At 64.8% G+C, this 18,249-nt stretch carries 17 protein-coding genes and 1 tRNA gene; 9 read left to right on the forward strand and 9 right to left on the reverse strand.

Translation table 11 applies throughout. The features are described from left to right. Window positions 1-127: 127 nt before the first annotated feature. The 3 genes from P3T42_RS23465 to P3T42_RS23475 all read left to right on the forward strand — a co-directional run bounded on the left by P3T42_RS23465 (window position 128) and on the right by P3T42_RS23475 (window position 2,042). Complete coding sequence (locus tag P3T42_RS23465; RefSeq protein WP_429307381.1) at window positions 128-442, forward strand: YkgJ family cysteine cluster protein; 315 nt, start codon at window positions 128-130, stop codon at window positions 440-442. A 99-nt stretch (window positions 443-541) separates the two neighbouring features. Then, complete coding sequence (locus P3T42_RS23470) at window positions 542-1,126, forward strand: DUF1439 domain-containing protein (protein WP_429307382.1); 585 nt, start codon at window positions 542-544, stop codon at window positions 1,124-1,126. A gap of 79 nt (window positions 1,127-1,205) precedes the next feature. Then, window positions 1,206-2,042, forward strand: a complete 837-nt coding sequence (locus P3T42_RS23475; protein WP_429307383.1) for an undecaprenyl-diphosphate phosphatase — start codon at window positions 1,206-1,208, stop codon at window positions 2,040-2,042. Window positions 2,043-2,130: 88 nt separating this feature from the next. Here P3T42_RS23475 and trmB read toward each other — a convergent pair whose 3' ends face one another. Further along, entirely contained in the window at window positions 2,131-2,952 is an 822-nt protein-coding gene (trmB, locus tag P3T42_RS23480; protein WP_429307384.1) for a tRNA (guanosine(46)-N7)-methyltransferase TrmB, read from the reverse strand. Window positions 2,953-3,120: 168 nt separating this feature from the next. Continuing rightward, window positions 3,121-3,194: transfer RNA gene (locus P3T42_RS23485), tRNA-Gly, on the reverse strand. A gap of 711 nt (window positions 3,195-3,905) precedes the next feature. Here P3T42_RS23485 and P3T42_RS23490 point away from each other — a divergent pair. Both P3T42_RS23490 and P3T42_RS23495 read left to right on the forward strand, forming a co-directional pair. Beyond that, on the forward strand, window positions 3,906-4,778 hold the full coding sequence (locus P3T42_RS23490) for a hypothetical protein (protein ID WP_429307385.1): 873 nt from the start codon (window positions 3,906-3,908) through the stop codon (window positions 4,776-4,778). Between the two features lie 194 nt (window positions 4,779-4,972). Further along, the gene (locus tag P3T42_RS23495) at window positions 4,973-7,990 is read left to right on the forward strand and encodes an SEL1-like repeat protein (protein WP_429307386.1); all 3,018 of its coding nucleotides are present in this window, start codon (window positions 4,973-4,975) and stop codon (window positions 7,988-7,990) included. A gap of 10 nt (window positions 7,991-8,000) precedes the next feature. Here the strand turns inward: P3T42_RS23495 and P3T42_RS23500 are convergent, their stop codons facing one another. From P3T42_RS23500 to P3T42_RS23510, 3 genes are all read right to left on the reverse strand, one after another. Beyond that, window positions 8,001-8,564: a YggT family protein gene (locus tag P3T42_RS23500; protein ID WP_074300542.1), complete on the reverse strand. Its 564-nt coding sequence runs from the start codon at window positions 8,562-8,564 to the stop codon at window positions 8,001-8,003. Between the two features lie 166 nt (window positions 8,565-8,730). Then, window positions 8,731-9,051, reverse strand: a complete 321-nt coding sequence (locus P3T42_RS23505; RefSeq protein ID WP_429307387.1) for an EthD family reductase — start codon at window positions 9,049-9,051, stop codon at window positions 8,731-8,733. Window positions 9,052-9,128: 77 nt separating this feature from the next. Further along, the gene (locus P3T42_RS23510) at window positions 9,129-10,094 is read right to left on the reverse strand and encodes a Rossmann-like and DUF2520 domain-containing protein (protein ID WP_429307388.1); all 966 of its coding nucleotides are present in this window, start codon (window positions 10,092-10,094) and stop codon (window positions 9,129-9,131) included. A 287-nt stretch (window positions 10,095-10,381) separates the two neighbouring features. On the opposite strand from P3T42_RS23510, the gene P3T42_RS23515 reads away from it, so the two are divergent. The 3 genes from P3T42_RS23515 (at window position 10,382) to P3T42_RS23525 (ending at window position 12,391) form a co-directional block, all read left to right on the forward strand. After that, window positions 10,382-10,543: a hypothetical protein gene (locus P3T42_RS23515; protein WP_171029713.1), complete on the forward strand. Its 162-nt coding sequence runs from the start codon at window positions 10,382-10,384 to the stop codon at window positions 10,541-10,543. Window positions 10,544-10,939: 396 nt separating this feature from the next. Further along, the gene (locus P3T42_RS23520; RefSeq protein WP_074300538.1) at window positions 10,940-11,248 is read left to right on the forward strand and encodes a hypothetical protein; all 309 of its coding nucleotides are present in this window, start codon (window positions 10,940-10,942) and stop codon (window positions 11,246-11,248) included. Between the two features lie 177 nt (window positions 11,249-11,425). Beyond that, complete coding sequence (locus tag P3T42_RS23525; protein ID WP_074300537.1) at window positions 11,426-12,391, forward strand: threo-3-hydroxy-L-aspartate ammonia-lyase; 966 nt, start codon at window positions 11,426-11,428, stop codon at window positions 12,389-12,391. A 14-nt stretch (window positions 12,392-12,405) separates the two neighbouring features. Here the strand turns inward: P3T42_RS23525 and P3T42_RS23530 are convergent, their stop codons facing one another. Beyond that, window positions 12,406-13,974, reverse strand: coding sequence for a UbiD family decarboxylase (locus P3T42_RS23530; RefSeq protein WP_429307389.1), 1,569 nt, complete (start codon window positions 13,972-13,974; stop codon window positions 12,406-12,408). Window positions 13,975-14,558: 584 nt separating this feature from the next. Here P3T42_RS23530 and P3T42_RS23535 point away from each other — a divergent pair. Beyond that, window positions 14,559-15,707, forward strand: coding sequence for a lytic transglycosylase domain-containing protein (locus P3T42_RS23535; protein ID WP_074300536.1), 1,149 nt, complete (start codon window positions 14,559-14,561; stop codon window positions 15,705-15,707). A 177-nt stretch (window positions 15,708-15,884) separates the two neighbouring features. On the opposite strand, the gene P3T42_RS23540 is transcribed toward P3T42_RS23535, so the two are convergent. The 3 genes from P3T42_RS23540 to ribH all read right to left on the reverse strand — a co-directional run bounded on the left by P3T42_RS23540 (window position 15,885) and on the right by ribH (window position 18,226). Further along, window positions 15,885-17,078 (reverse strand): pyridoxal phosphate-dependent aminotransferase, encoded by a 1,194-nt coding sequence (locus P3T42_RS23540; protein WP_429307390.1) that lies wholly within the window; start codon window positions 17,076-17,078, stop codon window positions 15,885-15,887. Window positions 17,079-17,282: 204 nt separating this feature from the next. Then, the gene (gene nusB, locus P3T42_RS23545; protein ID WP_074300533.1) at window positions 17,283-17,717 is read right to left on the reverse strand and encodes a transcription antitermination factor NusB; all 435 of its coding nucleotides are present in this window, start codon (window positions 17,715-17,717) and stop codon (window positions 17,283-17,285) included. After that, window positions 17,714-18,226 (reverse strand): 6,7-dimethyl-8-ribityllumazine synthase, encoded by a 513-nt coding sequence (gene ribH, locus P3T42_RS23550; protein WP_074300532.1) that lies wholly within the window; start codon window positions 18,224-18,226, stop codon window positions 17,714-17,716. The genes nusB and ribH overlap by 4 nt, the downstream gene beginning before the upstream one ends. Between the last annotated feature and the right edge of the window lie 23 nt (window positions 18,227-18,249).

Below are 18,249 nucleotides of genomic sequence, written 5' to 3' on the forward strand. Positions count from 1 at the left end.
CGGGAGCAGTCACGCTCCGCATTGTGTAAAAAGGTCGCACGCGGCGCAGTGGCACAATGCAGGGTTGGCGTGCCGCATGGTTACTGCCAGCGAGTGTCGATGCGTTTCAGGAAGTTTCAGGAAGAGTGTGGTGACTGTCGAATCTCCGTTTAACGTGGTGGGTCATGCGTGCCGTCCGGATTGCGGGGCGTGCTGTATCGCGCCGTCAATCTCGAGTCCGATTCCGGGTATGCCGCACGGCAAGCCGGCGGGGGTGCGCTGCGTGCAGCTCGGCGACGACCTGCGCTGCGCCATCTTCGGCCGGCCCGAGCGGCCGGCGTGCTGCTCCGGCCTGCAGCCGCAGGCCGAGATGTGCGGCACGACGCGCACCGAGGCGCTCGCCTGGCTCACCCGGCTCGAAACGCTGACGCAGCCCGCCGTGCACGGCCTGCTGCACGGCTGAGTCGGCCCTGCTTCTCATGTGCCGCTTACCCTGCTGCCGCGTTCACTGACAACTATGGTTCGATCCCCGCAACGGGGCCGTTTCAACAGGAGAATGTGCATGACTCAACCCGTTGCGCCGACCCGGCGCCGATTCCTGCTCGCGGCCAGTGCGGCCGCGGCCATCACGCTGTCGCTGGCGGCTTGCGCGGCGTCGACCTTTCCGTTCATCCCGTCGCATTACACGTTCTCGCAGCAGCAGGTGCAGGACGCCGTGCAACGCAAATTCCCGTATCAGCGCACGATTTCGCAGGTCTTCGACGTTGCGCTGACCAACCCCGTCGTCGGCTTCCTGCCGGATACCAACCGCGTTTCGGTGCGGCTCGATGCGCATCTCGCGAGCCCCTTCCTGCGCCAGCCGGTGGATGGCGTGTTCACGTTGTCGAGCGAACTCGCCTATGACGAGGCGAGCAAGTCCGTGGTGCTGAAGTCACCGAACGTCGACAGCGTCAATGTCAGCGGCGGCGCCCAGGCCTACACGCAGCAGATCAACGCCGCCGCGGCGCTGCTCGCCACGCAGTTGCTGACCAACTATCCCATCTACACTTTCAAGCCCGAACAGCTGCAATTTGCGGGCGTGAACTACGAACCCGGTACAATCACCATCCTTACAAACGGCATACGCGTGCAGATCGTCGAGAAATGACGCGCGCGCGGCCGCCAGGGCCGCGCGTTGCAGGCGGGACCAGCCCTGATTCGACAACCGTTGGCGATGAGGGGGATGGATGGACTGGTTACTGGCTGGCAAGGCGCTGATACTCGGGGTCGTCGAAGGCCTGACGGAATTTTTGCCGTTATCGAGTACGGGCCATTTGATCGTCGCGGGCAGTCTGATCGACTTCACCGGCGATCACGCCAAGACCTTCGATGTGGTCATCCAGCTCGGCGCGATTCTGGCCGTGTGCTGGGAGTATCGCCGGCGGATCGGCAGCGTCCTTACCGGTTTGCCTTCGCGGCCCGATGCACGGCGTTTTGCGCTCAATGTGGCGATCGCGACGATTCCAGCGGTCGTCCTCGGTCTGCTGTTCGAAAAGGCCATCAAGGCCGAACTGTTTTCGCCGCTGCCGGTTGCCTATGCGCTGGTGGTGGGCGGTCTCGCGATCCTGTGGGCGGAGGCGCGGCAGCGCGCTCGCGGTGTTGCGCCGCCGCGCGTGGAGTCGGTGGATGCCCTGAGCCCGCTCGATGCGCTGAAGGTGGGTCTGGCGCAGTGCTTCGCGCTGATTCCGGGCATGTCGCGCTCCGGTTCGACCATCATCGGCGGCATGCTGTTCGGCCTCGAGCGGCGCGTGGCCACCGAGTTTTCCTTTTTCCTCGCCATGCCGATTATCTTCGGCGCGACGGCCTTCGAACTGTATCGCGGCTGGCGTCTGCTATCCGCGGATGCGCTGGGGCTGTTCACGCTGGGTTTCGTCGCCGCGTTCGTCAGTGCGTTCGCTTGCGTGCGCTGGTTGCTGCGCTACATCGCGGCGCATGACTTCACGGTGTTCGCGTGGTATCGGATCGCCTTCGGCTTGCTGATCCTGCTGCTGGGATATAGCGACGCGCTGGACTGGTCGGAGTAACGCGATCGTTCCTGAACCCCTTGAGCCGGAAACAAAAAGGTCCGCGTGAGTGCGGACCTTTTGACGTTGATGGTCAACGCGCGAGTACTTAACTGCCGTTGCGCCGCTTGAAGACCAGATCCCAGACACCGTGGCCGAGCCGCAGGCCGCGGCGCTCGAATTTCGTCACCGGACGGTACTCCGGGCGGGGCGCATAGCCGTCGGCGGTGTTTTCGAGCGCGGGGTCCGCGCCCAGCACTTCGAGCATCTGTTCGGCGTAGTTCTGCCAGTCCGTCGCGCAGTGAAGATACGCGCCCGGCTTCAGCCGCGATACCAGCAGCGCGACGAACTTCGGCTGAATCAGACGGCGCTTGTGATGCCGCGCCTTGTGCCACGGATCGGGAAAAAAGATGTGCACGCCGTCGAGGCTGTCCGGCGCGATCATCTGCTCCAGCACTTCAACCGCGTCGTGCTGGATGATGCGGATGTTCGACAGTGACTGCTCGCCCATCAGCTTGAGCAAAGCGCCGACGCCCGGCTCGTGGACTTCGACGCCGAGGAAATCGTCGCCCGGGCGATGCGCGGCGATTTCAGCCGTCGTCGCACCCATGCCGAAGCCGATTTCCAGCACGCGCGGCGCCTGCCGGCCGAACAACGTGTCCCAGTCGGGCTGCTGCGGCGTGTAGGGCAGCACGAAGCGCGGACCGAACTCGTCCATCGCACGACGCTGGCCGGTCGAGACACGCCCGGCGCGCGTGACGAAGCTGCGGATGCGGCGCAAACGCAGGGCTTCTTTCGGATCGGTCGACTCGCTTGTTGCGTTGGCTTCGTTGCTGTCTTCGGCTTGCGGCGTGGACGGGGCGAGGTTCGCGTCTTCGGCGGTGTGGGAGGGCTCGCCTCGCTGGCCGGCTTGGTTCGGATCGTGGATCATCTTCGATGGCTACAAAGGTAGCGGCAAGAGTGAGGGCGGCAGGAGCGGCGCAGCGTGCACCGGAAGGCGCGACAGCAGCGATGCCCTACATTACCGCCCTCAGTACGAAAAAGCCGCCTTCGTGGAGGCGGCTCTCGTGCTGGAATTCCGCTGACGGTCAGCTGAATGTGGAGCGGGCGATGGGAATCGAACCCACGGCTCTAGCTTGGGAAGCTAGGGTATTACCATTATACGACGCCCGCAGAGCGCGCTATTTTACGCGGGTTTGGGTCGTTTAGGCAAATCGGGCCTGGGTAGGCGGGGTGTAACGTGGGGCCGAAGCGGTTGGTTCGCTGGCGTCTCGTAGACGCTGTGGTGCGGAAACGTGCAGGTGTTGTCAACAGCAGCTTGCGGGCCGGCCGCCGTTAGCGGCCCCGGCGCGATTCGTTTTCTATAACTCCCTGAATTAACTAGCAATTCAACGACTACGAATCGTGTTCAGATCTCGCTCTTATAACCGATACGAATACACCGCCAATGCAACTAACTATCCATTGCATTGAACGATCTCGTTCGTCCGTTAATACCTTGATGGCGCGTGATAGAAGGTAAATCAAAAAGTTATCTAAAGCGCATACGTGTGCGACGAGAAGCGCGTTCCTCGCCAAAGCACGCCACACCTTGCGCTACAGCTTAATTTATGCATTCAAACCAAACCCCACAATAACAACGCCTCACCAAAAATCTCAAAGATTTCGCACACAAGAATATTAAAGCCAGAAGAAATCCAGCCGTATACCTCCATAGCACCATTTCAATTTATTACACCAATCCGCATAGATGTGCATCTGTCAAGCGGATACCTGGAGTAATTCACGGAATACGTGCTGGCAGCAAACCATCGAGGTCAATCTAACTAACGGCATGCGATCGCGGACTTGAGAGGCCGCACCGGCCCAATAAAACAAACAGATATGAAAAACAAAGCAACACTGACGTTGTCCCTGCTTGCATCGCTGGTTCTGGCGGCTTGCGGCGGGGGCGGGGGTTCCAATGCGTCGCCGACTGCCGCCACCAGCGCGTCGTCACCGTCGACGGCGAGCGCACCGGCAGCGAACTCGCCGGCTTCCACACCGACCGTGACCGGCGAGCAACTGCCGAGTCTGAGCAGCCCGCAAGCCGGCTCGACCGCGGCAACCGGCAACGGCGTGGAAGGGATCTGGTCGGTCACGTCCAGCGTCAACAAGACCACGGCCTTCGTCGATCCGCAAAACAATCTGTCGTACCTGAGCGTGCTGGGTACGACCGTCATGCAGGAGTTCTTCGGTGTCATCACGCCGGGCAGTTCGGCCTGGACATTGACGTCGGGCGGCCTGTTCAACCTGAATATCTACACGGCGGCAACGTCGGGCTCGGGGACTTTCACGGGCAATCAGGCGTTCAACGGCAGCTACGTCGAAGGCAGCAATACGGTGAACATCGGCTGGACCTACGACCCGGCGAATGCGCTTGCGGTGACCCAAGCCACGGTGGTGGGCACGTGGGCGGAAACCAATTCGTCCATCACGATCAGCAGCAGCGGCGCGGTTTCCGGCACGCTGAGCAACTGCCCGGTCTCCGGCACGATGCTGTTGGCTACTGCCGGGTCCAACCAGAATCTCTACACGCTGAACGTCACCACCGGCACGAATACGTCATGCCAAACGCCGAACGTGACGCTTTCGGGGAGCGCAGCGATTGTGTTCCTGCCGATCCAGTCCAGCTCGCTGTACCAGCGCACGATCCTCTACTCGCTGCACACGTCGAGCAACAGCGCTGTCGCCTATGGTCAGGTGTCGCCGCAATAAGCGAGGCGTGACCTGATCGCGTCGCCGTCGTTATATAAAGGCGGTGGCGCAAGCCGCTGCGCGCTGCATCTCGCGCAGCGTCCTTACCTGCCGTTGCAAGCCATCAAGTTTTTTCGCGGCGTGCCGATACTCTTGGGTTGGCACTGAATCGTGTGCCGGTTGCCGTTTGGACGGGACCCCTCCCACGAGATCGAATGAATCACACTATCGGCCGTTCGCGCGGCCTCGCGCTGCGCCGGCCCGTTCTGCACCGGCTTTACGTCTGTCTCATGGTCGCCCTGCCGGCGCTGTCTGCGCTCGACGCCGGCGCCATACCGGCCGCCAGCACCGTTGGCACCTCCGCCACCGCCAGCCACGCAACATGGCTGCTATCCCAGACCCCAGGCACACCGTCGATCACAACGCGCGCGCCGCTCGCCGCGTTCAGCGATCCCACGACCCCATGCGCACTATCGAGCACGTACGCCGCATGGGCCGTTTCGCCGCTCGCCAAACCGGCGCAACTACTGGCGACCTGCGCTGCCGAAGCGGCCACCGGCCGTCTCGATGCACGGGCGCTCTATGCGCAGATGATCCTGTTCGGCGTGGCTACGCGGCCCGACACCGAGCGCGGCCTCGCGCTGCTTGAAGACGCCGCGCGCGACGGCTCCGGCGTCGCAGGGCGGTTGCTCGGCACGCTCTACCGGCAGGGTCTGCGGGTGCCGCAGGACTACGCGACGGCGCGTCGCTGGCTTGCGCTCGCGGCGGACGGCGGCGACGGTTTTGCGGCAGACACGCTCGGTTTGATGAACTACAGCGGCGAAGGCGCACCGGTCGATAACGCCGCGGCCTACGCCCTGTTCGCACGCGCCGCGGAGCACGGCGACCCGCACGGCGCGGCCAACGCCGGCCGTCTGATGATGAATGGCCAGGGCGTGGCGCGCGACGCCGCGGGCGCGGTCGTATGGTTCACGCGCAGCGCGGCGGGCGGCGACGCGGATGGCGAGTTCATGCTCGGACTCGCCTTGCTGCAAGGCAACGGCGTCGCGCAAGACGTGACGAAGGGCAGCGCGTGGGTGAGCGCCGCGGCGGCCCAGCATCACGTCGACGCGCAGGCCCTGCTGGGCGATCTCTACCTGAGCGGCACGGGACTGCCGCGCGACCCGAAACGGGGTTTCGCGCTGATGTCGAGCGCCGCGCACAGTGGCGTGACCTACGCGCAGCGTCGGCTCGGCGACCTGTACGCGAGCGGCATCGGCGTGGCGCGCAACGATGCGACTGCCCGCGCCTGGTATCGCAAGGCCGCGCTCGAAGGCGATCCGCGCGCGCAGTTCGGTCTGGCGTTCGAGTATCGCAACGGTCGTGGCGGTCCGAAGGATCCGGCGGCGGCGATCGGCTGGATGCGCGGGGCGGCGGACGCCGGCGTGGCCGAGGCGCAGAACGATCTTGGCACGATGCTGCAGCATGGCGAGGGCGAGCCGCAGAACCTCGTCGAAGCAAAAACCTGGTACGAGAAAGCGGCCGCGCAGGGACTGGCGGTGGCCGATTTCAATCTTGCTTCTTTCGCGTACAGCGGCACAGGCACACCGCGCGATTACGCCGCCGCCTACCGGCTCGCGCGCGTCGGCGCCGAGCGCGGTAACCGCGAGGCGAGCGTGATGGTCGGCTCGCTGCTGTTCAAAGGCGATGGTGTGGCGGCGGATAAACGCGAGGCCGTCGCCTGGTATCGCAAGGCGGCGGATTTGGGAAGCGTCGATGCCGCGCGCGCCGTCGGCTGGGAGTATCTGACCGGCGTCAACGTGCCGCGCGATGTCGCGCTCGGCGAGCAGTATCTCGGCGCGGCGGCGCAAGCCGGCGACCCACAGGCGCAGCTTCTGTTCGGCGGCCATCTGGTCGATCGCAAGCAGGCGGGAGACGTTAGTGCCGGCGTGGCGTGGATGCAGAAGTCGGCCGCGCAGCATTACGCTCCGGCCTACCTCGCATTGGGCCGTCTCTACTGGAACGGTCAGGGCGTGACGCCCGATCGCGGCGTGGCGCTCGACTGGTTCACGCGCGGCGCGCAAGCGAACCAGTCGGTGTCGCAAGCGGCCCTGTGCGGGGTGTATCTGGATGGCGTCGATGTGCCGCGCGACGTCTCGACGGCGACGCGCTGGTGTTCCGCCGCCGCGCGCAACGGCGATCTCCCGGCCACGCGCATTCTGGTGTTGGACCGACATCTGGCGGGCGTGGACGCCAGTACCCGCGCTTACTGGATGTGGCGTCTCGCGAGCCATGGCGAAGCCCGCTACGAGTCCATGCTGGGCGACGCCTACGATCTGGGCAACGGTGTTCCCGTCGACTACGGCGCGGCCGTGTACTGGTTCCGCAAGGCCGCGGAGCAAGGCGACGTCTCGGCGCAGGGTTCGCTCGCGTGGCATCTGCTCACCGGACTCGGTGGCGAGCGCGATGAGCGCGAGGCGTTCGAATGGGCGAGCCGTGCGGCAAACGGCGGTCCGGAAGGCAAGGAGATGGTGGGCGCGGCCTATCTGTCCGGACGCGGCGTCGCGGCGGATGCGACGGCGAGCCGCGCGTGGTTCGAGAAAGCCGCGGCCGGTGGCGAGAGCTGGGCCGCCAGCGACATCGCGCGGCTCTACGAAATGGGCGCCGGCGTGCCGCATGACGATGGGGTCGCGCTGAGCTGGCATCGCAAGGCTGCGGCGAAGGGAGCCGATACGTCGGAGATCGCGTTGGCTCTGCGCGCGCTGGCCACGGGCGACGTGCAGGGTTTGAGCGCGAGCGAGGCGCATTGGCTGATGGACGACGCATCGTCGTCGGGCGGCACCGGCGGCACGGGCCACGCGAGCGACACGAGCGGCAACAACAGCGTCCCCGTGCGGCCAGGCGTGGGGGCCGAGGCCGAGTGGGCCGCGCTGTCGTGTTTGAACCAGGCCCTGCTGGGCGATGCGATGATGCAGTACGAACTTGGCGTTCGCTATCTGACCGGCGAGGGCATGACGCTGGACCGGGCGTTGGGCGATGCCTGGCTCAGACGCGCACAGGCGAGCTTCGCCGCCGAGCCCGGGTTCAGTGTGTACGCGCAGGCGACGCGGATCGTCGAAGCGCGGGTGGCGGCGCGTCTGAGCGCCGACGAGCGCGAACGCGCGGGCCGCCTCGCGGACCATCTGCTGGCGACCGTGCCGGGCAGTCTTGCGGCGGCGGTTTCGACGGGGACGGTGTCGGCGACCGCGTCATGACGACGACAACTCAGATGACGAAGTACGTCAGTTGCACGGCGGCCCGGGTGACGATCATCAACAGCACCTGGACGATCACGAACAACAGGATCGGCGACAGGTCGATGCCGCCGAGATTCGGCACCACGCGGCGCAGCGGATTCAGAAACGGCGCAGTGAGCTGAAACAGAATCGGCATAGCCGGCGAGCGCGGATTGAGCCACGACAGCAGCGCCATCAGGATGGTCAACCAGATGATCAGGTTGAGCCCCCACTTGACCACCGTCAGCAGCGCGACGATCAGCAAGGTTGGCCACAGCGCGAGCGGATCGACGCCGGTGACGGCCACCATCAGCACGACATAGACGACGGCGGCGATCAGCGCGGCGAGGATGCTCGCCCAATCGATGCTGCGGGTACTGGGCACGATGCGGCGCAGCGGCAGCACGATCCAGTTGGTGGCGTGCAGCACGGCGTTCGAGACCGGGTTATACGGCGGCAGGCGGACGACTTGCAGCCATGCGCGCAACAGCAGCGCCGCGCCGAACAGCGTGAAAACGGTATTGAGCAGAAAACGGGCGATATCGCCGAACATCTCAGGTCCTTTCCTTCAGGGTAGCGTCCGATGGGAATCGGACGCCGGGCGCCGGCTCGCCCCGATGGGCACGCCGGCGTGTTCATAAGTTCGCGTACTGTGCGCGTTGCCATCCGCTGCGCCGCCACGGCTGAAGCCGAAGCCGCGCTGTCCAATGCAAATCGAGCTAGACCGTGACCTTGATCTCGCTGATCAGGATCGAGCCGTTGCCGCCGTCGGTGTAGTTCGGGATGTCGGCAAGCAGGGTCTCGGAGGCCGGCTTGAAGACCGTGTAGAACGCCTCAATCGTGTCGAACAGGAAATGCCCGGCCGCGACGTAGGGCGGCGGCGTGCCCGGCGGCCCGGCATTGATGCCGATATCCACCGACCAGCCTTTGAGCATTGCCCCGAACAGCCTGGCCGCCAGCGGCATGTGCGTGCCGCAGTAATAGTCCACGTCGAATGTGCCGTTTTCGCGGTACGGATAGAGGATGCTGACCTTGATCATTATGCGTTCTCGTCGGTTGGTCCCGGAGCGAGGCGCAAGCGGATTGCGCGCTGCGCCGGTCGTCACATTATCACGGCTTACTTGACGCTAGTACCCGCCGGCGCCTGATTCAGCGAACGCGCGAGCGATTCTTCGACAGCGTCCGCGATGGCGTCGATCGTGGCCGGCGGCGTGGCGCGCCGGCGCGCGAGTGCAACCGCACGCCGGCTCATCAGGCCGTATAGCGCCGCGTGGTCGCCGCCCAGTCCTTCGAACAGCGCAAGCTGCTTGCGCACGACGCCCGTGTCGCCGCGCGAGATCGGGCCGGCGAGCGCGCCAGGCAAGCCTCGGTCGCGGGCCGTTTGAAGCGTGCCGGACAGCATCGGCAAGAGCGCGCGCAACGCGTCCTCTTCGGCAAAACCGAGGGTGCGCCAGAGCGCCACGCATTCGGCGAGGCTGCACAGCGCAAAGCTCGCCGCGTAGTGGGCTGCGCCGTGGTAGAGCATGCGGCCGCCCGGCGGAATCGACAGCGGATGGCAGCGCAGCGCCACGGCGAGTGCCGTGAGGGCCTCCTTGAGCGCGCCGTCGGCCTCGATGGTGATCGAGCAGCCGCCGATCCGCTCCGTATCTGCGGGATCGCCGCTAAACAGGTACAGTGGGTGAAAACCACCGATCGACGCGCCCTGCGACTGTGCCGGCGCGAGCAGTTCCACCGGCGAGGCGCCGCTGCAATGAACCAGCGCGCGCAGACGCCCGGCCGAGGCGGGTGCATCGGGAGAGTCGGGCGAACCAGGCGCGCAATTGAAGCGCAAAGTGTTCGCCGTCGTACCGATGCTGTCGTCGGGAACCGATAGAAAGACGATATCGGCGGCGTCGACGACCTGTTGCGGGTCGTCGTACGCCGCGCACTGGTCGATCTGGCCGGCGAGCCGGCGGGCCGATTCCAGCGTGCGGCTGGCAATGGCCGTGACCGGATAGCCGGCCTGGGTGAAGCCGAGCGCAAGGCAACGCGCAAGGCGCCCCGCGCCGATGAAGCCAAGACGCGGCAAGGAGGACTGGGACATGGTTCCTGCTCCGGGCGGCACAATGAATGTGAACGGAAAGCTGGAGTATCGCGCATTCAATAAGCGCTCGCGAGCCGGGGGCCGGATCCCGGCCGAGCGGGTGGGACGAGGTGCGCCGCGACGGCCGTTTCCTCAGATCAATTTCTGCGCCGTATGGTGCGCACGACGGGTCATCCGCCCGCGCGACCCCTGTAGGCCCGGAAACTGCTCAGAATGAATTTGGTCGAAGAAGTGTGGGTTTGCTGTTGGCATTTTTTCTGTCTCGCAGTCAGATTCGGGAGGTCACTATGAGCATCTTTTCTTACCGAAAGCACTTGCGGTTCTTGACTCATTCGCAGCGCCGCCGCTGGTGGGATCAAAAAAAGCGCCTCACGCCACGTGTCAAGATCAGCGGGGCCTACGTGCCACCGAATGTGACCCGCGAATTCACCTATGTAAAAGTGGGTTGAAGATTTGTCCCTCAAAGGGTAAGAAATGCCCGGCCGTTGCGCCGGGCATTTTGCGTTTACGGCGCGGCTCGCAGATTGCCGTGTTTCGACCAGCCTTCAGTGCGGCATAGATTGAAGTGAATTTGTAATTAAAGATTACCGGTCGCGGCGCTCCCGCGTTCCGCTAGCCGGTAAAGTCGCGCTCCGCGGACGCTATGGCCGCGCGCAAACCCTTAGTTTTCGAGACAGCGCGGCTGCCAGGCGTGGAGTCAGAGATTGCCGCGTATTTCAGCGTCTATACACCGATTGCAATTTGCAACAAATGTCCACAGCAGTGCCGATCCTTTTTCGATACATTGAATTCCATAGCATGCATGGTCATGCGACACGGTCATCCGGCCGCGCTTGGAGAAGAAAATGAAAAAGATCATTCCGTTTGTTGTTGCCGCTGCACTGGGTGTGGGGCTCGCCACCGCTGCGCAGGCGCACGTGTCCGTCGGTATCGGGATCGGCATTCCGGTGGCGCCGGCTTATCCGGTTTATGCCGCACCGCCGCCGGTGTATTACGCACCGCCGCCTCCGCCGGTCGTCTATGCGCCGCCGGTTGTCGTGGTGGGCGGTGGTTATGGCTACTACGGCTATCGCGGTCCGTACTACCACCGCGGCTATTACGGGCACGGGTATTACGGCCACGGTTACTACGGGCACGGCTACTATCGCCGCTAATCGTCGCGCATGCGACACGCGCTGCGGGTGAGTGGCAGGTGTCAGTCACCTGAACCGCAGCGCATGAGGGATCGCAACGGCGTAACGCAGGCTTGATTGCCGCGTTACGCCGTTTTCGTTTTGCGGACCAAGCTGGGAGAATGCCTTCTTCTTTCCCTGCTTTGGAGTACCCCGCCGATGCCAGTGCTCCCCGCTCCCACCTATGTCGACGTCGTCGATGCCGCTGCGCGTCTCGAGGGTGTCGCTCATCGCACGCCGGTCCTCACGTCCAGCACGGCCAATGAACGCACCGGTGCGTCGATCTACTTCAAATGCGAGAATTTCCAGCGCATGGGCGCGTTCAAGTTTCGCGGCGCCTATAACGCGCTGTCGCACTTCGACTATGCGCAGCGGGATGCCGGCGTCGTGACTTTTTCATCGGGCAACCATGCCCAGGCCATCGCGCTGTCGGCGCAACTCGAGGGCATGCGCGCGACGATCGTCATGCCGCACGACGCGCCCGCCGCAAAGGTGGCCGCGACGCAAGGCTACGGCGGCGAAGTGATCATCTACGACCGCTACAAGGAAAATCGCGAAGCGATCGGCCAGCGGCTCGCGCGCGAGCGCGGCATGACGCTGATTCCGCCGTATGACCATCCGCATGTGATCGCCGGGCAGGGGACGGCCGTGACGGAACTGCTCGCGCAAACCGGTCCGCTCGATCTGCTGTTCGTGTGTCTGGGCGGTGGTGGATTACTCGCCGGCAGCGCGCTGGCGGCGGCCGAGTTAAGCCCCGACTGCAAGGTGATCGGCGTCGAGCCGGAGGCCGGCAACGACGGCCAGCAGTCGCTGGCGCGTGGCGAGATTGTGCATATCGAAGTGCCGCACACCATCGCGGATGGCGCAGCGGCAACGCATCTGGGGCTGTACACCTTTCCGATCATCCAGCGTCTGGTGGAACAGGTGGTGACGGTGACGGATGCCCAGTTGATCGAGACGATGCGCTTTTTCGCGCAGCGCATGAAGATCGTTGTGGAGCCGACCGGTTGCCTCGCCGCCGCCGCGGTGATGAGCGGCATCGTACCGGTGCAGGGCAAGCGGGTTGGCGTGCTGCTCAGCGGCGGCAATGTGGATCTGGCGCGGCTGGCGCAGTTTCTGGGCTGAATTCCGGGCTGAAACTACAGGCCCAACTCTGTCCACAACGTATCGACGCGCCGTTTCACCGCGGCGTCCATCTCGATCGGACGGCCCCATTCGCGATCGGTTTCGCCTGGCCATTTGTTGGTGGCGTCGAGGCCCATCTTCGAACCGAGTCCCGCGACCGGCGAGGCGAAATCCAGATAGTCGATCGGCGTACGGTCGACCAGCACCGTATCGCGTACCGGATCGATCCGCGTGGTGATGGCCCAGATCACTTCTTTCCAGTCGCGAATATTCACGTCCTCGTCCACCACGACGATGAACTTCGTGTACATGAATTGTCGCAAGAAACTCCACACGCCGAACATCACCCGTTTGGCATGTCCGGGGTAGCTTTTCTTCATCTGCACGATTGCCATCCGGTAGCTGCAACCTTCGGGCGGCAGATAGAAATCCGTGATCTCGGCAAACTGCTTCTGTAACAGCGGCACGAACACTTCGTTGAGCGCGACGCCCAGCACGGCGGGCTCGTCAGGCGGTTTGCCCGTGTAGGTGGAATGGTAGATCGCGTCGCGGCGCATCGTGATCCGCTCGACGGTGAACACCGGAAACCACTCCTGTTCGTTGTAGTAGCCGGTGTGATCGCCATAAGGACCTTCGAGCGCGTGTTCGTATGCGGCGCTTGCTCCTTTTGTAGGCCGTGGCGGCGCGCCGGCCGGCGCAGGCGCGGGGACGCCTTCCTGCGGATAGATGAAGCCTTCCAGAACGATCTCCGCGCGTGCCGGCACCTGCAGCGTGTCGACGCCCGGCGTGATGCACTTCGCGAGTTCGGTCCGGGCGCCGCGCAACAGGCCCGCGAACTGGTATTCGGAGAGCGTGTCGGGCACCGGCGTGACCGCGCCGAGGATGGTGGCCGGGTCGGCGCCGAGCACGACCGCGACCGGGTACGGCTTGCCCGGGTTCTGCAGCGCGAACTCGCGGAAATCGAGCGCGCCGCCGCGATGCGCGAGCCAGCGCATGATGAGTTTGTTACGGCCGATCAGTTGCTGGCGGTAAATGCCGAGGTTTTGGCGGCTCTTGTTCGGGCCGCGCGTGACCGTCAGGCCCCATGTAATCAACGGCCCTGCGTCGCCGGGCCAGCAGGTCTGGATCGGCAGCTTCGCGAGGTCCACGTCGGCGCCTTCCCAGACGATTTCCTGGCAGGGCGGGGCGCTCACCGTCTTGGGCGCCATGTCCCAGACCGCCTTGGCGAGCGAGATCAGCTTGCCGGCGTCCCTGAGGCCCTTGGGCGGCTCCGGCTCTTTCAGGGCCGACAACAGGCGGCCGACGTCGCGCAGCGACTCCAGCGCGCCGCTATCGCCGTCCTGCTCGCCGCTTTCGATCCCCATGCCGAGCGCGACGCGCCGCGGCGTGCCGAACAGGTTGCCGAGCACCGGGAACGCATGGCTCTGCCGGCTCTCAAACAGCAATGCCGGGCCGCCAGCGCGCAGCACGCGGTCGCATAGCTCGGTCATTTCCAGGACGGGCGAGACGTTTTGTGGGATACGGCGTAGTTCGCCTAGCGTCTCGAGACGGCCGACGAAGTCGCGCAGGTCTTTGTATTTCATCTGGTCCGGATACAGAGCCGCGCAGCGCGGCGGGAAAGTGGGGCGCGACAGCCAGGCGGCGCGCATGAACGATTGTCGATTTTACCTGCGTTGGTTAGCGCACGTTACGGCGCGAATCTGTAACTGACCTGAGAGGCGCGCAGCGCGCGGGTTTCCACCTGCTGAACACTGTTCGTTATTACAATTAGTTATACATTTGCGGTTCTATAGTGTTGACGATCTATTAAACCCTGCTAGAATCCGTCCACATTGGTTGCAGGGCGTGAACGTTTTTACCACCGCCCCCCGGTCCTTACGACGCAACGCGTCACCGCTTACCGACCCCCCTGCACGGTATTTGACGGCCTTTTTTGCAGTCCTCGCCAGCGCGACCTGACGCTGGTTTTTCGCGTGGGAGCCTTTGCGTGCGTGCTTTTTAGGCACGGCGCCGAGCAGTTCCGAGATGGCTCCCCACCGACGGTTATGCCGTATTCCCGACGCCGCTGCTGCCCTAACCAGAGCACGCGACGTCTTGACTCTGCGAACGTGTTTTGATGCCGGCTCGACCGGTGGGGTTCGCAGATCATGCAAGATGGGAGATCTGAATGAACGCCTGGTTAACGTGGCGTCCCGACGAGAAACTTGCGCAAGCCATGCGCGGTGTTTTGCGTCGCGGTACGCGTATGAGTCATCATCTGTTCAGCATTGTTGGCGGTTCCGCCATCCTGCTGGCGCTCGCGCTGTGGCTGATGCCCACCTGGCGCGGTACGCTGGCTGCCAAGCTGATGCCGGTCATTTCTGCCGCTGTGCAGGCCGGCCCCGCCCGTCTGTTGCAGGGCAACCCGCTGCCGTCGTTCGCGCCCTCCAACGGGGTGTCGTCCGACGATTCGCTGTCCGCCAATGCGGCCGGCAGCGACGCCAGCAATGGCGCAACCAGCAACACGAGCTATGACGGCGCCTTTGACGGCAGTGGCACGAGCGGTCTCGGCGTCACGGCGTTCAACGCGCTCGACCCGCATTCCGTGCAAAGCATCAGCGCGCTGGCGCGTCTGATTCCTTCGCAACGTGTGGCGGCCGACGCCCGCGACGACCGCGTGCTGGTCTCCACCCGCGAGCAGGATCTGGTGGCGTCCTATCTGGCGCGGCGCTATCGCGTCGCCCAGGAACCGGTGAGCGAACTCGTCAAGGCGGCGTTCGATACCGGCCGTGAAGTCGGACTCGATCCGCTGCTGCTGCTCTCCGTGATGGCGATCGAATCGGGCTTCAACCCGTATGCCGAAAGCGGCGTGGGGGCGCAGGGCCTGATGCAGGTCATGTCGAAGGTGCACTCGGACAAATTCCAGTATTTCGGCGGCGAAAGCGCCGCGCTCGATCCGCTTGCCAACATCAAGGTTGGGGCGCTCGTGCTGAAGGACTGCATCGCTCGCGGCGGTACATTGCCGGGCGGCCTGCGTCTCTATGTGGGCTCGACCACGCAGGACGACGGCGGTTATGGCGCGAAGGTGATGGCCGAACGTGGCCGTCTGCGCGACGTGGCACGTGGCCGCAAGGTGCCGATCAACGCACCGCAAGCGCCGGTCACGACTACTGCGTCGGTGGCGGCGCCGGCTAGCGGAGCGGCACCGGTCAAGCGTGTCCAGGTGACGCTCGATGCGGCGCATCCGCTGACCGCGACCACCCCGGTGAAGGCGCCGGAACAGGACGACGCCAGCACGGCGACCAAGCATGCTTCGACCTCGGAGCTGGGCGCCTGAATGGCGGCAGCGGCATCGCGGTAAAGGTCGTGCGTAGCACCGGCAGGACAAATAGGAAAGGCACCCAAGGGTGCCTTTTTTCATGCGTCGAAGTTTTTTGTTTTTGGCGGCGTGCTCGTGTTGCTTGGCGAACGCGCCGCTGGGCCGTTCGTCCGGTTCAGTCCCGCCTGGATCCGCTCAGCGCCCAAAGAACCCATGCAAACGCTCGACCGCCTCTTCGAGCTTCGAATACGCGGTTGCATACGACAAGCGGATATACGAGCGCGGCGCATGATTGCCGAAGTCCATGCCCGGCACCAGCACCACACCTGCGTCGTGCAGCATGGCTTGGGTGAGCGCGGCGCTGTCGCCGGCGGCCGCGTGGGCGACCCGGCTGCAATCCGCGTACACATAGAAGGCGCCGTCCGGCATCACCGGTACTGAAAAGCCGAGCGATTCGAGCGCCGGGGCGATGAAATCGCGGCGCCGTTTGAACTCGAGGCGGCGCGCTTCGTAGATCGCAAGCGTGTCCGCTTCGAAGCAGGCGAGTGCCGCGTGCTGCGCAAGCGCCGAGGCGCAGATGAACAGGTTCTGCGCGAGCTTCTCGAACGCGCCCACCAGCGACGGCGGCACCACCAGCCAGCCGAGCCGCCAGCCTGTCATGTTGAAGTACTTCGAGAAGCTGTTGACGGTGATCACGTCCTCGCCGAACGACAGCGCGGAGACGGGCGGCGCGTCGTAGCTCAAGCCCTGATAGATTTCGTCGACGATCGTGAAGCCGCCGCGCGCGCGGACCGCTTCGACGATGCGCTTCAATTCCGCCGGTTCGATGGAGGTACCGGTGGGGTTCGACGGCGACGCGAGCAGCACGCCGCGCGTACGTTCGTTCCAGAGACGCTCGACATCCGCGGCGGTCAGCTGGAAGCGCCCGGCCGGGCCGCTCGGCACCAGCACCGGCTTGCCTTCCGCGGCGGCGACGAAGTGCCGGTTGCACGGATAGCAGGGATCGGGCATCAGCACTTCATCGTCACGGTCGACCAGCGCTGCGCACGCGAGCAAGAGCGCGGCCGAAGCGCCGGCGGTGACCACGATGCGCGCCGGATCGACGCGAATGCCGTAGGCCTGCGCGTAGTGTCCCGCAATCGCCTCGCGCAATGCGTGCAGTCCGAGCGCACTGGTGTACTGGGTGACGCCGCGGCGCAGCGCGCTCGCGGCAGCTTCGATGACCGGCTCGGGGGCGGTGAAATCGGGCTCGCCGATGCCCATGTGGATGATGTCGCGCCCCTCTCGCTCCAGCAGGGCGGCTTCCTTCGCCAGTTCCATCACGTAGAAAGGCTGGATGGCGTCGACACGCGCAGCAAGCCGCACCAATGGTTCGGTCACGGAGTTCATACAGTCAGTACAGTAAGTGCAGTTTCAAGGGCTTGGCGCATCTGGTGCATCTGGTGCCCGGTGCGGCGCAGTCCGGCTGGGTCCGGCCCGATCCGGCGTGGCGCAGCGCAACCGGGGCGACCCCGACCGCCCGCCGCCGGAGCGACACGCTGCGGAAGATTGCCCGCAGCGCGTCGCCAGGCGGGCCGGTCCGCGTGCGACCGCCTAGCGCTTGCGGGCCGCCTGTGTTTCGTCGGCGCGCAGTTGCGCCGCCAGCTTGTCCAGCACGCCGTTCACGTACTTGTAGCCATCCGCGCCGCCAAACGTCTTGGCGAGTTCGACGGCTTCGTTGATCACCACGCGGTACGGAATGTCGACGTGATTCTTCAGCTCGAATGCCGCGACGAGCAGCACCGCCCGTTCGACCGGCGAAAGCTGGTCGATGGGACGGTCGAGGCACGGCGCGATGTCGGCCGACAGCGCTTCCGAGTCTCGGATCACGCCGTGCAGCAGCGCGTCCAGGTGCTCGTGATCCGCCTTGTCGAAGCCCTGCGCGCCGCGCAACTGCGCGTCGATCTCGCCGCCGGGCGCGCCCGACAGCAGCCACTGATACAGCCCCTGCGTGGCCAGTTCGCGGGAACGTCGGCGAGCGCTCTTCATGCCTGTTCCTCTTCGTCGTCCTCGTCTTCCTCTTCGTCGTCGCCGCCGAGTTGCTCGAGCGCGACCGCGAGGTTAGCCATTTCGACGGCCACGCGAGCGGCGTCACGACCTTTTTCGGTCATGCGCGCGACGGCTTGCTCGTCGTTTTCGGTGGTCAGCACCGCGTTGGCGACGGGAATGCCGAAGTCGAGGCCGATGCGCGTGATGCCGGCGCCGCTTTCGTTCGACACCAGTTCAAAGTGGTACGTCTCGCCGCGAATCACCGCGCCGAGCGCGATCAGCGCGTCGAACTGGGCGCTTTCGGCGAGCTTTTGCAGCGCCAGCGGGATTTCCAGCGCGCCCGGCACGGTGACGAGCAGCACGTCTTCACCGGTGACGCCGAGGCGTTCGAGTTCTTCGATGCACGAATCCGCGAGGCCGTTGCAGACGGGCTCGTTAAAGCGCGCCTGAACGATGCCGATACGCAGGCCGTCGCCGTCGAGATTCGGTTGGTATTGTCCGATTTCCATAGTCAGTCCGTAGTGTTGTTTGA

Origin of the sequence: Paraburkholderia sp. GAS38 (assembly GCF_050434965.1) — a bacterium.
GTDB classification, from domain to species: Bacteria; Pseudomonadota; Gammaproteobacteria; order Burkholderiales; family Burkholderiaceae; genus Paraburkholderia; species Paraburkholderia phenazinium_A.